Consider the following 12,922-nt stretch of genomic DNA (forward strand, 5'->3'; position numbering starts at 1 on the left):
TTTTTTTTTTTCAGACAGAAGACTGAATACGAGTTTTGTGAATGCTCCTGGAGTTCAGCCGTTTCCTCTCCCCACCCCACCACCCTCCCAACCCCCCCACCAGTTTCTGTGAATGCCACCAAACCCGCCGTTACTCATCACCAGAATGGAATCACCTGGCTGGGCTTCTTTTGCCACCATTTCCACCAGCGTATCGATATCCGCGCTCCACTTCGCCGGCTGGATGCAGGCTTCCGCGACATCAGACACCTGCCATGGAATGTGGTGCGGCTGGAACAGGAACACGCTATCGGCGCGACCCAGAGACGGGGCCAGCTCGTTTTTGCTCACGCCCATCTTCATGGTGTTGGATCGCGGCTCCAGTACCGCCAGAATTCGCGCGGTACCACCGACTTTGCTGCGCAGCGCCGCCAGCGTGGCCAGAATCGCGGTGGGGTGATGGGCAAAATCGTCATACACCTTGATGGCATTCACTTCACCACGCAGCTCAAGACGACGGCGCGCATTGATAAAGCTGCTCAATGCTTCACCGGCATCCACCGGTTTCACCCCGACGTGACGCGCGGCCGCAATCGCCATCAGGCCATTGTGCATGTTGTGCTCGCCGACCAGCGCCCAGTTCACTTCACCGACTTTCTCGCCGTCCAGCCAGATCTCCCAGTGCGAAGAGTCTGGCGTCAGTTTTTTCGCCTGCCAGTGGCCGTTGTCGCCGACGGTTTCCTGCTCGCTCCAGCAGCCCATCGCCATCACTTGCTTAAGATTGTTATCGTGCTCCGGCAGCAGGATTTTGCCCTGGCCCGGCACGATGCGAATCAGATGGTGGAACTGCTTCTGAATCGCGCGCAAGTCATCAAAGATATCGGCGTGATCGAATTCGAGATTGTTGAGGATCAGCGTGCGCGGGCAGTAATGGACAAATTTGGAACGCTTGTCGAAGAACGCGCTGTCGTATTCATCCGCCTCAATCACGAAGAATGGACTTTTTCCTAATTTTGCCGAAACCTCGAAGTTTCCTGGCACTCCACCAATGATAAAGCCCGGTTCAAGGCCACAGGCCTCCAGAATCCACGCTGCCATGCCTGCGGTAGTGGTTTTGCCATGGGTTCCGGCCACGGCCAGTACCCAGCGGTCACGCAGCACGAAATCATGCAGCCACTGCGGGCCAGAGAGGTAAGGAATGTTACGTTCCAGTACCGCTTCCACACACGGATTGCCGCGCGTCATGGCGTTGCCAATGATCACCAGATCCGGCTGCGGATCGAGCTGACTGGCATCGTAACCTTCTGTCAATTCAATGCCTTGCTGTTCCAGCAAGGTGCTCATCGGCGGGTAGACATTGGCGTCAGAGCCGGTCACTTCATGCCCTAGCGAACGGGCCAGCATTGCCAGTCCGCCCATGAAAGTGCCACAAATCCCAAGGATGTGAATACGCATAAAGAGATCCATTACTCAAAAGTTCGGCGCACAGTGTAACCCCGAGCAGAGTGGGAAGAAACGGATTAGGACTATGGTTTTTAAAGTTCAATCGGCTAAACTGCGCTCATACGTTGGTAGCGTGTTAAAGCTGCTGCCACTCCATCGTAGATTCAGGGAATGTGTTATGAAAACGTTAGGCGAATTCATCGTCGAGAAGCAACACGACTTTCCACACGCCACAGGTGAACTGACGGCGCTGATTTCCTCCATTAAGCTCGGAGCCAAGATTATCCACCGCGACATCAACAAAGCGGGTCTGGTGGATATCCTCGGTGCCAGCGGCGTGGAAAACGTGCAGGGCGAACAGCAGATGAAGCTGGACCTCTTCGCGAATGAAAAACTGAAAGCTGCCCTGAAAGCGCGTGGTGTGGTTGCCGGTATCGCTTCCGAAGAAGAAGATGAGTTCGTCATCTTTGAAGGCTCAGAAGACGGTAAATACGTGGTGTTGATGGATCCGCTGGACGGCTCTTCCAACATCGACGTGAACGTTTCCGTCGGCACCATCTTCTCCATCTACCACCGCATCAGTGAGCCGGGTACGCCGATCACCGAAGCTGACTTTATGCAGCCGGGCAACAAGCAGGTTGCGGCCGGTTACGTGGTTTACGGTTCTTCCACCATGATGGTTTACACCACCGGTGTGGGCGTGCATGCGTTTACATACGATCCGTCACTGGGCGTGTTCTGTCTGAGCCATGAGCGCATGACCTTCCCGGAGAAAGGCTACACCTACTCCATCAACGAAGGTAACTACATTCGCTTCCCGCAGGGCGTGAAGAAATACCTGAAGTTCTGTCAGGAAGAGGATATCGCCACCAAGCGCCCATACACCTCGCGCTACATCGGTTCACTGGTGGCAGACTTCCACCGTAACCTGCTGAAAGGCGGTATTTACCTCTATCCAAGCACCGCCAGCCACCCGAAAGGTAAGCTGCGCCTGCTGTATGAGTGCAACCCAATGGCATTCCTGGCGGAACAAGCCGGTGGTAAAGCCAGCGATGGTGCCAACCGTATCCTCGACATCCAGCCTGAAACCCTGCACCAGCGTTGCCCGTTCTTCTGCGGTAACGATGCGATGGTGGATGACGTTGAGCGCTTTATGCGTGAGTTCCCGGACAGCCACTAATAAGCTGATGTGATTTGAAAAAGCCCGCCAATAATGAGCGGGCTTTTTATTAGGTTATTTTCGCCGCTTTGCTTGCCGATCAATCAATTCACCCTGCGCGGAGTAGTAGCGGCTGGGCCAGATTTCATCGGGTGCAACGCCAATCGCTTCGGCAATCAGCCATTCGCCCTTGGGCCAGGGCCGGATTAAGGCATTGCCCAAAGTGGTCGAACACAACCCCGCTTCACGTGATACGGCGGCTAATGAAGTCCCTCTCTTGCGTAAGGCGGCAATAATATCGGCCTGATGCCAGTCTTGCTTGCTTTCACCCACGTCACTCTCCTTAGTTCTCGTTATAGGTTGCCATAACGATACTACGTTACTCGTAGTATCTGACAAGCAGCAAATCTACGATTCTCGTAGGCATGAAACCGACCTCTTCCCTGCAAAATACCTTCTGTAGACGCCTGAAACAGGTGCGTCTGGTGAAGGGTTTTTCGCAAAAAGGGTTAGGGATTGCCGCTGGCATTGAAGAATTTTCCGCCAGTGCGCGCATCAATCGTTATGAAGTCGGTGTGCATCAGCCCGATTTACTGACGCTGCAACTGCTGGCGAAAGCGCTGGAGATCCCCGCCGCCTATTTTCTGGCTGAAGATGACCAATTAGCAGACATGATCCTTCGCTTTGCTGAAGAGATAAGTAGCAACGCGCCGTAAGCACGTTGCACCTGTTTTTACGCGGCGACGACGCGGAACTGCGCCATTGATTCCTGCAACTGCTGTGACTGCGCTTCCAGCGACTGCGTGGCGGCACTGGCTTCTTCCACCAGCGCGGCGTTTTGCTGCGCGGCTTCATCCATTTGCGTCACCGCCTGATTCACCTGCTCAATCCCACGACTCTGCTCTTCTGAAGCAATCGAGATCTCTTTCATCAGTGAGGTCACTCGCATCACTTCGCTGGAGATCTCATCCATGGTTTCCCCGGCACGCGTCGCCATGTCGCTGCCCTCTTTGACGCGCGTCTGCGATTCACTGATCAACTCACGAATCTCTTTAGCGGCGGTCGCACTACGGCCAGCCAGCGTACGCACTTCGTTGGCGACTACGGCGAAGCCACGGCCCTGCTCGCCAGCACGCGCGGCTTCCACCGAGGCGTTCAGCGCGAGGATATTGGTCTGGAAGGCGATACCATCAATCACGCTGAGGATGTCGCCGATGCGGTTAGAGCTTTGGGTGATCTCCTGCATCTTCTCCATCACGTAACCCACCACCTCTGCGCCACGATCGGCGCTGGTCGACACATTGCTGGCCAACTGATTGGCCTGCTGAGCGTTACTGGCGTTAAGACGGACGGTGGCGGTCAGCTGCTCCATGCTGGCGGCCGTTTGCTCCAGCGAAGCAGCGGACTCTTCGGTACGCTGCGACAGATGCACAGTGCCCGCCGCCAGTTCACGGCTACCCACATCAATCTGCATGCTGGCTTCACGCACCTGACTCACCGAATCACGCAGCGCCAGCTGCATATCGGAAAGGGCCTGATTCAGGCGACCAATTTCATTTTTTCCTGCGGCAGGTAAAGGCTGCGAGAGATCGCCCGCCGCAATCTGTTCCAGATGTAGGATTGCGTTGTCCAGAGGACGCAGCAGCGAGCGACGCAACAACTGCCAGGCCAGTACGATCAGCAGCAGTGTCAGTACCATCACCACGCCAATCATCACTTTCATCCGGACTTCGTTGTCAGCCGCCTGCTTGAGGCGTGCCGCAGAGACTTCATCGGCGTAAATACTAAAATCATTCACCGCCTTCGAATAGTTTGCTGCCAGCTGTGATTGTTTGCCTTCCAGCACCTGATAGTACTCATCGGTATACTGTTTTTTTAAGGCATCCATCATGGGCGTGATGCCTTCTTTATCGTAGACGTTGTAGGTCGCCACAATCGCATCGGCCAGAGTTTTACCATGCGCTGTTACGGTGCCTGCATCGACAAATGCTTTGAGGAACTGGTGAGAACTGTCCACTGCGGCTTGCGCCTGCTGCGTGACTTTGGCGCCGTCATCCAGCAGACCAATTTCGATCTTACGAACGGCCAGCGCCGCATTGGCGCGGGCGCGCATTAAATCTGAACGGCTTTGATAGAGCTTGTTGAGTTCAATCCCCTGAATGCGGTTCAGCGCATCCAGAGATTGATTTCCAGCATTAATGGCATAGATGCCCATGGCGCTGACGGCTAACAGCATCACCGTCATGATGGCCAACAACGCAAGTAAAGCGGTACGTATTGATAGTTGTCTGATCATGATCATTCCCGTGTGTATGAAAAGGCAGAACTCCACTGGCCCTAAAACGGAGAGATTATCGGCAGCTGGTTGCAGAAACTTTATCCAATGTTGATGGTCAATCTGCCGACGTTCGCTTACCCTTCAGCTTTTCTGAAGTCCGCTGCGCAAAAATGAAGGAATGAAATGATGAAAAAGTGGCTCCCGATTGCCTGTCTGTTCGCCAGTAGTATGGCTATGGCGCAGACGCATCCGCTCGACCAGCAACTGCAGCAGTGTCTGGACAAGGAATCCAGCACCGCGGGCATGTCTCAGTGCTACGGCAGCGCCAATAAGGCCTGGGATAAAGAGATGAATATGCAGTACAACCAGATGATGAAAAAATTAACTGGCGAACCTAAAGACAAATTACGTGCTGCCCAACGCGCGTGGCTGACCTATCGCGATAGCTGGATGGAGGCCAGCCGCAGCTATTTTATGAGTCGCCAGGGCAGCATGGCAGCCCTTTCCATCGGGGCTCAGGGCGTTAATCTGGTGCGGAATCAGGCTTTAATGTTGCAATCAATGAACAAAGGCAGTTGCGCCAATCCCGATGATTGTTGATAAATGGTGGCGTTAAAAAAACGTCAGCGCAGGCACTGACCTGCGCATCCATCCATCTTCAGGGAGAAAACATGGCTGCTTATGCCTCTACCATCATTCTGGTCTGCCTCGCCGTCCTGAGCTATTTCGTTCATAACAGTGCCGTTACCATTTCCATTTTGATCCTGCTCGCCATCAAGCTGACACCGCTGTCGCAGTTCTTCCCGTATGTGGAAAAACAGGGCATTCAGATCGGTATTATTATTCTAACTGTCGCAGTGATGGCGCCACTGGCAAGTGGGACGTTGCCCGCTTCATCCTTGCTGAAGTCATTTGCTAACTGGCAATCGATCGTGGCGATCATTGTCGGGGTGTTTGTTGCCTGGCTGGGCGGGCGCGGCGTCAGTTTTATGAGCGTGCAGCCTTCAGTGATTGGTGGATTGTTGATCGGTACCGTGATTGGCGTGGCGTTTTTCCGTGGTGTGCCGGTCGGACCACTGATTGCTGCAGGGATTGTCTCGCTGTTTGTCACCGCGAAGTAGGCCGTTGGAGCATTCCGAAACGCCAAAAAGGGGGCATACTTTCAGAGTCAGTTGGCTATAATAGCCGTCACTCAACATACGACCAATGAAGGAAAGCCAGATGAGTTTGAACCAGGTGCCTGCAGGTAAAGAACTGCCAGAAGATATCTATGTCGTTATCGAGATCCCAGCTAACGCCGATCCGATCAAATATGAAGTGGACAAAGAGTCTGGCGCCCTGTTTGTAGACCGTTTCATGTCTACCGCCATGTTCTATCCGTGCAACTACGGTTACATCAACCACACCCTGTCTCTGGATGGTGATCCGGTTGACGTGCTGGTACCCACCCCTTATCCGCTGGTGCCGGGCTCAGTGATTCGCTGCCGTCCAGTTGGCGTGCTGAAAATGACCGACGAGTCTGGCGAAGATGCCAAACTGGTTGCGGTTCCGCACACCAAACTGAGCAAAGAATATGATCACATCAAAGATGTGAACGACCTGCCAGAACTGCTGAAAGCGCAGATCACCCACTTCTTCGAGCACTACAAAGATTTGGAAAAAGGCAAATGGGTAAAAGTTGACGGCTGGGACAACGCTGAAGCGGCCAAAGCTGAAATCATCTCTTCTTACGAGCGCGCACAGAAGAAATAATCTTCTCTGCCTCACAAGCATAAAAAAACACCGTCCAATGGACGGTGTTTTTATTTATGCCTCGGGTGCGTCGTCGCGCTTTAGCCAGTCACCGCTCGCAATGCGGGTGCGACCCGCAATCGAACGCTGATAGACATACAGCCAGGCACTGCCGTAAGGCGTCTGGATGAGTTGGCGTTTGTATTCGCCATTCTTGGTGCGCAAGGCATCGAGTTCACCCAGCGTACTGGCATCGATGCGATACACTTCGCAGAAGACGGTTCCCTCATCTTCAACGACGCCCGGGTAGTGACCCAGATTGTAGAGCGCAAACCCTTCAATCTGATGGTCGCCGAGCCATTGCGCATTCGTCATCCAGTGACTGTTTCCCTGTTTGCGCCGTAAACTGCCGTAGACAATTATTCGCATTGCTAAAACTCAAACTGATAGAGCAAATCCAGTGCCTGATCGAGACCGGACACGGCTTCCAAATAGAGTTTGGGCATCAGGCGGTAACGCAAGGTTAACGTCGCCAGTGAATCAAATATGCCAACACCGTATTTTACTTGTAGACCCGGCAGTACATAACCGCTCACCTGCACCTGCTGGCTGTCGCCCACACCGGTGGTATCAAGCGCGAGGTTACTGACGCCGAATGTCTCGCCGATTTTACCCATAACCTGACCACTTTGTGCAACCCCTAACCCCACAAGTGCTGAAGTTAATGCATTACTGTCGCCATCACTGCTGAGTCCCTGACCGCGTAATAAGTAAGAAAGCGCTTCCTGCTGCGACATGGCGGGGTCAGAGAACACCTCGACTTTCGGCTCATCGGCCAGGCCGGTGACGCGAATACCGGCGGTGACATCATCTTCGGTGGCTTCCGGGTTACGTATCGCTTCAAGGTTAACGTACGGCTGATCTGGTGGTCCGGCAAACTGCAACTCGCCTTTACGCACAATCAGATCCTGCCCGTAAGCGTGGAAGCGGCCATCAGGAATATTGATCTGTCCGTTTAAGCCCAGACCGGTTTTATCCTGCACCAGTTTAAGATCGCCATTCAGCTTGGCTTTCAGACCAAAGGCTGACAGCCGCACATCGTTACCGACATGGATCACCAGGTTGCTGTTGATCGGAATGGCGGCGGTCTTCGGTTGAATCGGCTTGAGATCTTTATCCAGCATCACCTCATCCGAGGAGACGCCAGTGGCGCTTTCCGGCACTTCCTGCACCGTGATGCGCGCCCACGGAATATCCACTTTGCCATCCAGATTGAAGGCGGCTGGCGTGGCTTCAAACACCAGATCTGGCGAGACATCCATACGCACCATCGGTGGCACGGTGACGCGAATACGGTTGCCCTGCGCAGTGATACGCGCTCGCCAGTTATCCAGCTGGCTCCAGTCGGCATTGCCGCCCAGATTGAGGTTGCCCTGCGTCGTCTGTAACAGGCCGTTAAGCGTCGAACTCATGCCATTGAACACCATGTTCAGATTGGCGGAGGTGAGTGTGACCGGCATAAAGCTGGCCTGCACGTTGACATCGCTCAACCCCAACTGGCCAAACACCTGCGGCTGTTGCAGTGTGCCGCCCAGACGCAAGTTGCTGTTGAGGTTGCCTTTAATCTTTTCACCTTGCATCAACGCCGGGTTGAACATCGCCAGCGACAGATTGCTGATACCGATATTACCTGACAGCTGGCGACGGGTTTGCGGATCGGCAATCTGCACATTACCGCTCAGCTGGCCGTTGTTGACGATGTGAATCAGCCAATCGAGTTGGGCACGACCGTTGCGCATCGCGGCATTCAGGTTAAGCGTGTCAAAGGCGATCGGCAGCGTGTTGCCCTGCACGTCTTGTTCGACTTTCACGCCGTTACCTTTCAGCGAGACCGTACCGGTTGGCAGCGCGCCGTCGGCGGTCCAGTTCACACGCGCATCCCCACTGAATACGCCATTAAGCTTGGTGGCATCCGTGAGGAAAGGTTTGATCATCGCCAGATCAAAACGGTTCAGCACCACATGAGCATGACCGCTGGCCCCGGCTTCAATCGGCTCGGGTACGCACAGTTGCGCGTTCGGGTTCTGCCAGCAGTGTGGACCGATGGTGGCGGTCTGCTTAGTGTTGAGGTAATCAATCGCCATCGCACGCGTCAGACGCCATTCGCCGACCGGGGTATCAAAGTGCGTGTTGTTGAGATTGCCCTGCCAGCGTTCGGTTTTGCGATCAAAGCTGCCGTTGAGCGCCAACTGGCCAGAGACCGGTTCGCCCTCGACGTTCAGTTTGAGCTGATGCTGCTTCTCGTTGCCGTCAGCGTTCAGCGTCAACAGATTGATCTTCAGCGCATCCTGTTGCAGTTGTTCGACGCGCAACTGCAGCTTGCCGGCGATCTGATCGCTGGATTTCACATCACCTTCCAGCGCCACACGACGAATCTGCAGTTGCTGCCAGCGCAAGCCGGTTGCCGTGAGATCGGCCAGTAGCTGCGGTGCCTGCAAGGTGCCGCGTGCTTTTACCGTGCCTTTCGCCACGCCACCGAGACCCGGCAGTGCGTTATCCAGGTGCGGTGCATCGATATTGGCATCCAGGTTGAGCGTGTCGCCCAGTTCACCTTTCACGTCCAGATGGTTGCGGCCCAGCACGATATTAATGCCCGGGATTTTCCACTGGTTATAGCTGTTGCCGGTGAGTGAGCCATTGGCGCTGACGGCGTTCTGCTTCACGTTCCCTTTCAGCTCCAGCTGCGGCACGCTCAGCTGCCAGCTTCCGCCGTACAGGCTGCCACGCGTGGCGATTTTGCCGTCGAGTTTGGCAGGCCAATCCGGGTACTGTTTGGCGGTGTTGATACCGGAGAGCGTCAGTTCGCTGCGCCAGCTGATGGCTTTGCTCCAGTCCACCAGCGCGGTTAAATCAACGTTACCCTGCAGTGCCGCCACGCGCAGCTTGTCCAGACTGAACTGCTGCACGTTGCCTTTGCCATCAAGCGCAATGGTCGCCGGCGGCACGGCTTCGCCTTTCACAGCGGTGCGCAGTGACATCACATAATCAGTGGCTTTGCCTTTAAACTGATAATCGAGGTTATCCGCCTGATACTGCACCGGGCCGGTAAGCGGCCAGCGCAATTCCGGGCTGGTGAGTTTCAGTGACAGTGGCAGACCCGCCACCGCCGGTTGTGCTGCGGCATCCAACTGTGCGCGGACCGGGCCCGAGAGATTCAGCCCCAGCTTCAGTTCTTCACGCATCGCACCGCTAAGGTTCATTTTGATCTTCTCGCCCTTGATCGGATCGAGATTCAGCGATCCATTCAGCGCAAAATTCACTGGCCAGTTATCCGCCAGTTGCGCATCACCGCTGGCATTCACCTGCCCTTGCGGTGAATCGATGTCAAAGGTTTCTAACTGAAGATGGCGGTCAGCGGTTTTGGCTTTCAGCAACAGACGGGTAATCGACACATCGGTATCGCCGGTCAGGCGCAGCTGTTCGCCGAGCAGCTCCTGAACGGTAATATCCAGCGGCAGCTGGAAGTCAGGCAGTTCGGGTAACAGCGGTTTGGCAAACATCTCTTGCAGCGTTTCACCCAAGGGTTTCTCATCCGGCTGCGGCTGTTGCACTTTCGGCTGCACCACTTGCTCATCAACCACTTTCGCCGCCTTCGGCAGCGCTATCAGCAGGCTTTGAATATGCGTTGGGGTTAACGTCAGCGCGCGACCCTGCCAGTTGAGGCCGGTGGTGAAGTCCAGCAGCGAGATGGATGTGTCATCCACTTTGACGTTGATGTTATGCAGCCCGACCTTGCTGAGCGTTATCGGATACGGCGTGGTCAGGTTGGTGCTACCGCTCTCTTCCTGCGGCGGTGGTGCAGCGGCCGGGGCCATTTTCTTGCTGTCGACCACCACGCTGACATCCTGCAAGCCGATGTCATTCACGCACACCGACGAGTGCAGCAGGCAATTCAGGTTGAGCGCCAAATGGAAGCGTCCAGCATCCACGCTGACGCCCGGCATCTCATACTTCACCCCACTCAGCGTCAGATCGCGCCAGCCACCTTCGACTTTGTTTATAGATAAACCAGGCACCCAGCGATCGGCACCTTTCAGCACCAGATGCAATCCGGGTGTGGTGCCAATCAGAAATGCCACACTGCCAAACAGCACCACCAGAAAAATACCGAATCCAATCAGGACCTTTTTCCACAGCTTCATAGTTCAGGCCCCAGTCCTACATAGAATTGCAAACCATGTTCCTTGTCATCGCCAATCGGCCGTGCGATATCAAATTTGATTGGCCCGACCGGAGAAGCCCAGCGCACGCCAACACCAGCACCGGTTTTAAAATCACTCTGTTTGATGTCGTTTACCGCTTCACCGGAATCGACAAACACCGCGCCCCACCACTTGCCGGTTACGTTGTATTGATACTCCAGCGAGCCGGTGGCCATTTTGGAGGCACCGGTCAGCTTGCCGTCACTGTCGCGTGGCGAGACATCTTTGTATTTATAGCCGCGAATACTGCGGTCGCCCCCGGCGAAGAAGCGCAGATCCGGCGGAACTTTGTCGAAGTCGTTGGTCTCGATCCAGCCCAGGTTACCGCGTACCACAAAGCGATTTTTCTCGCCCAGCATACGGATCCAGACGTTTTGCGCCTGCAGGATCAGGAAGTCGACATCCGATCCCCAGGTGGTATCGGAGACATCGACGGAATAACGCTGCGAATCGCCCCAGGTCGGCATCAAGCCACCGCGTGAACGCGTGCGGCTCAAACTCACGCCCGGATAGAGCAGCATGGTGGTGTTGGTGACACTGCCTTGGGTGAAGTGATCGAGACTCCACTTTAGGTTAACCGCGCGCTGCCAGCCAGAGCTGCTGTCCCAGTTACGCGACACGCCCAGCGTGGTGGTATCGGCTTTGGTGTCGTTGAGATCGGTACGCTTTAAACCACCCGAGAAGGTGTAATACTGCTCCAGCGGGCTTTTCAGCAGCGGCACTTTATAGCTGAGATCGAGCTGCTGCTCGGGAGCGGAAATATAGGAGCTGGCGGTGAGGCTGTGGCCGCTGCTATTAATCCACGGCTTTTTCCACGTCCCTTTCAGACGCGGTCCGACATCCGTGGAATAGCCGACACCGGCTTCGATGGTGTTTTCAACGCGTGGCGAAACGGCGGCATTCAGCGGCAGCACTTTGGTCTGACGACCTTTGTCGAATTCCGGGGCAACGACCACCGAGTTAAACCAGCCCGTGGCTGACAAGCGGCGGTTTAATTCCGCCAGATCGCGCGAGCTGTAAGGGTCGCCCTTTTTGAACGGCACCAGATTCCGCAGATAGGCTTCGTTGATTTGCGAGCCCTGGAAGCTGACATCGCCAAAACGGTAGCGCGGGCCACTGTCGTAATCGATATCCCAGAATGCTTCGCGTCTTTCGACCGAAACGCCAAGCTGGCTTTGCTTAAAGTCACCGTCGAAGTAACCATTACGCAGTGCCAGGCTGGAGAAGCCATTTTTAAATGTGTCGTATTCGCCGTGATTGAGTTGGGTGCCGACTTTCGGCGTGCCCTGCTTCACCCAGGCTTTATAATCATCATCGTTCTTCGCGGCACCTTCGACCACGATGTGGCTGCCACCGATTTTCACCGGTTCGCCCGGCTTAACGTGGGCGATCAGCACCGGTCGACCGCCCTGCGGCGGCGCGGGACGTGATTCGAAATCGATTTCGGGTTCGTAATAACCGAGTGCCCGCAAGCCTTCTTTAATCGCCTGCGAGACACGCGCCTGGAAGCGCCCATCACTCGACACTTCGTCAGTTCCAATGGTGGACAAGCGCGCCCTGACGTTCTTCTGTAAATCCCCGGTTAGCCCTTCCAGCTGCAAGCGCACTTTCGCTGCCTCAACGGCAGGTGCAGCAAGCAACAGGCTGGCCAAACAATAAATATGCAATCGCGGCACGCGTACTCCTGTTAATAATGCCTGCCCCTTATTCCGCAGGGGCGTTATTTCTCATCGGAGGCTATCACCACCACTCGCTTACCCATCAGCATAGCCGCTCTTTTTGGCGGATGGCTGAGGAAAAATGGTCACTAAGCCAAATCATTTCCTATTGTCGGTAAATGGAGGTGGCGATACAACACCGAAGCCGCACTTCTGCGACTGAGGGGAGTGCACTCGGATTATTCCGACCTCCTTGTGCGCGCCTCTGGCGGCGGCATAAGCGCTGCTGCTATAATCAGCACCCAGCAGGCATGACCTGCTTTCCTTTCTGCCCCGACGTTAACGTTCCTTGTCGAAATGGCGCAGACATTTTTGGCACGGATAGCCCTGTATGACAGGCGAATACTGGATG

The 12,922-nt window shown here is 55.1% G+C and carries 11 protein-coding genes; 5 read left to right on the top strand and 6 right to left on the bottom strand.

The window, feature by feature from the left end; genetic code table 11:
- Positions 1–54 precede the first annotated feature (54 nt).
- Positions 55–1,434, bottom strand: coding sequence for a UDP-N-acetylmuramate:L-alanyl-gamma-D-glutamyl-meso-diaminopimelate ligase (gene mpl, locus H7A81_RS09420; RefSeq protein ID WP_182057328.1), 1,380 nt, complete (start codon positions 1,432–1,434; stop codon positions 55–57).
- 166 nt (positions 1,435–1,600) lie between these two features.
- On the opposite strand from mpl, the gene fbp reads away from it, so the two are divergent.
- Positions 1,601–2,602 carry a class 1 fructose-bisphosphatase gene (gene fbp / locus H7A81_RS09425; protein ID WP_182057329.1) on the top strand — a complete coding sequence of 334 codons (1,002 nt, stop codon included), beginning with the start codon at positions 1,601–1,603 and terminating at the stop codon, positions 2,600–2,602.
- 54 nt (positions 2,603–2,656) lie between these two features.
- On the opposite strand, the gene H7A81_RS09430 is transcribed toward fbp, so the two are convergent.
- A complete protein-coding gene (locus H7A81_RS09430) occupies positions 2,657–2,914 on the bottom strand; it encodes a helix-turn-helix transcriptional regulator (protein ID WP_058959542.1) in 258 nt (85 codons plus the stop codon).
- 92 nt (positions 2,915–3,006) lie between these two features.
- Between H7A81_RS09430 and H7A81_RS09435 the strand changes: the two genes are divergently transcribed.
- On the top strand, positions 3,007–3,297 hold the full coding sequence (locus H7A81_RS09435; RefSeq protein WP_058959543.1) for a helix-turn-helix domain-containing protein: 291 nt from the start codon (positions 3,007–3,009) through the stop codon (positions 3,295–3,297).
- A gap of 17 nt (positions 3,298–3,314) precedes the next feature.
- Here H7A81_RS09435 and H7A81_RS09440 read toward each other — a convergent pair whose 3' ends face one another.
- Complete coding sequence (locus H7A81_RS09440) at positions 3,315–4,874, bottom strand: methyl-accepting chemotaxis protein (protein WP_058959570.1); 1,560 nt, start codon at positions 4,872–4,874, stop codon at positions 3,315–3,317.
- A gap of 171 nt (positions 4,875–5,045) precedes the next feature.
- Here H7A81_RS09440 and H7A81_RS09445 point away from each other — a divergent pair, with 171 nt between their 5' ends.
- The 3 genes from H7A81_RS09445 to ppa all read left to right on the top strand — a co-directional run bounded on the left by H7A81_RS09445 (position 5,046) and on the right by ppa (position 6,611).
- A complete protein-coding gene (locus H7A81_RS09445) occupies positions 5,046–5,459 on the top strand; it encodes a lysozyme inhibitor LprI family protein (RefSeq protein WP_182057330.1) in 414 nt (137 codons plus the stop codon).
- 71 nt (positions 5,460–5,530) lie between these two features.
- On the top strand, positions 5,531–5,980 hold the full coding sequence (locus H7A81_RS09450) for a DUF441 domain-containing protein (protein WP_038644476.1): 450 nt from the start codon (positions 5,531–5,533) through the stop codon (positions 5,978–5,980).
- A gap of 100 nt (positions 5,981–6,080) precedes the next feature.
- Positions 6,081–6,611: an inorganic diphosphatase gene (ppa, locus tag H7A81_RS09455; RefSeq protein ID WP_034829250.1), complete on the top strand. Its 531-nt coding sequence runs from the start codon at positions 6,081–6,083 to the stop codon at positions 6,609–6,611.
- Positions 6,612–6,665: 54 nt separating this feature from the next.
- Here the strand turns inward: ppa and H7A81_RS09460 are convergent, their stop codons facing one another.
- Genes H7A81_RS09460 through H7A81_RS09470 form a run of 3 tightly spaced genes read right to left on the bottom strand, consistent with a single transcriptional unit; the run spans position 6,666 to position 12,528 of the window.
- The gene (locus tag H7A81_RS09460) at positions 6,666–7,019 is read right to left on the bottom strand and encodes a gamma-glutamylcyclotransferase (RefSeq protein WP_034829253.1); all 354 of its coding nucleotides are present in this window, start codon (positions 7,017–7,019) and stop codon (positions 6,666–6,668) included.
- Positions 7,020–7,021: 2 nt separating this feature from the next.
- A complete protein-coding gene (locus H7A81_RS09465) occupies positions 7,022–10,792 on the bottom strand; it encodes a translocation/assembly module TamB domain-containing protein (RefSeq protein WP_182057331.1) in 3,771 nt (1,256 codons plus the stop codon).
- Positions 10,789–12,528, bottom strand: a complete 1,740-nt coding sequence (locus H7A81_RS09470) for an autotransporter assembly complex family protein (protein WP_182057332.1) — start codon at positions 12,526–12,528, stop codon at positions 10,789–10,791. The genes H7A81_RS09465 and H7A81_RS09470 overlap by 4 nt, the downstream gene beginning before the upstream one ends.
- Positions 12,529–12,922 lie beyond the last annotated feature (394 nt).

The sequence above is a fragment of the Pantoea sp. ME81 genome, from assembly GCF_903970985.1.
GTDB lineage: Bacteria > Pseudomonadota > Gammaproteobacteria > Enterobacterales > Enterobacteriaceae > Pantoea > Pantoea communis.

Excerpts from the sequence above, each read along its gene's own strand:
- mpl (WP_182057328.1), bottom strand. The coding sequence starts at position 1,434 with ATGCGTATTCACATCCTTGGGATTTGTGGCACTTTCATGGGCGGACTG.
- fbp (WP_182057329.1), top strand. The coding sequence starts at position 1,601 with ATGAAAACGTTAGGCGAATTCATCGTCGAGAAGCAACACGACTTTCCA.
- H7A81_RS09435 (WP_058959543.1), top strand. The coding sequence starts at position 3,007 with ATGAAACCGACCTCTTCCCTGCAAAATACCTTCTGTAGACGCCTGAAA.
- H7A81_RS09445 (WP_182057330.1), top strand. The coding sequence starts at position 5,046 with ATGAAAAAGTGGCTCCCGATTGCCTGTCTGTTCGCCAGTAGTATGGCT.
- H7A81_RS09450 (WP_038644476.1), top strand. The coding sequence starts at position 5,531 with ATGGCTGCTTATGCCTCTACCATCATTCTGGTCTGCCTCGCCGTCCTG.
- ppa (WP_034829250.1), top strand. The coding sequence starts at position 6,081 with ATGAGTTTGAACCAGGTGCCTGCAGGTAAAGAACTGCCAGAAGATATC.
- H7A81_RS09460 (WP_034829253.1), bottom strand. The coding sequence starts at position 7,019 with ATGCGAATAATTGTCTACGGCAGTTTACGGCGCAAACAGGGAAACAGT.
- H7A81_RS09465 (WP_182057331.1), bottom strand. The coding sequence starts at position 10,792 with ATGAAGCTGTGGAAAAAGGTCCTGATTGGATTCGGTATTTTTCTGGTG.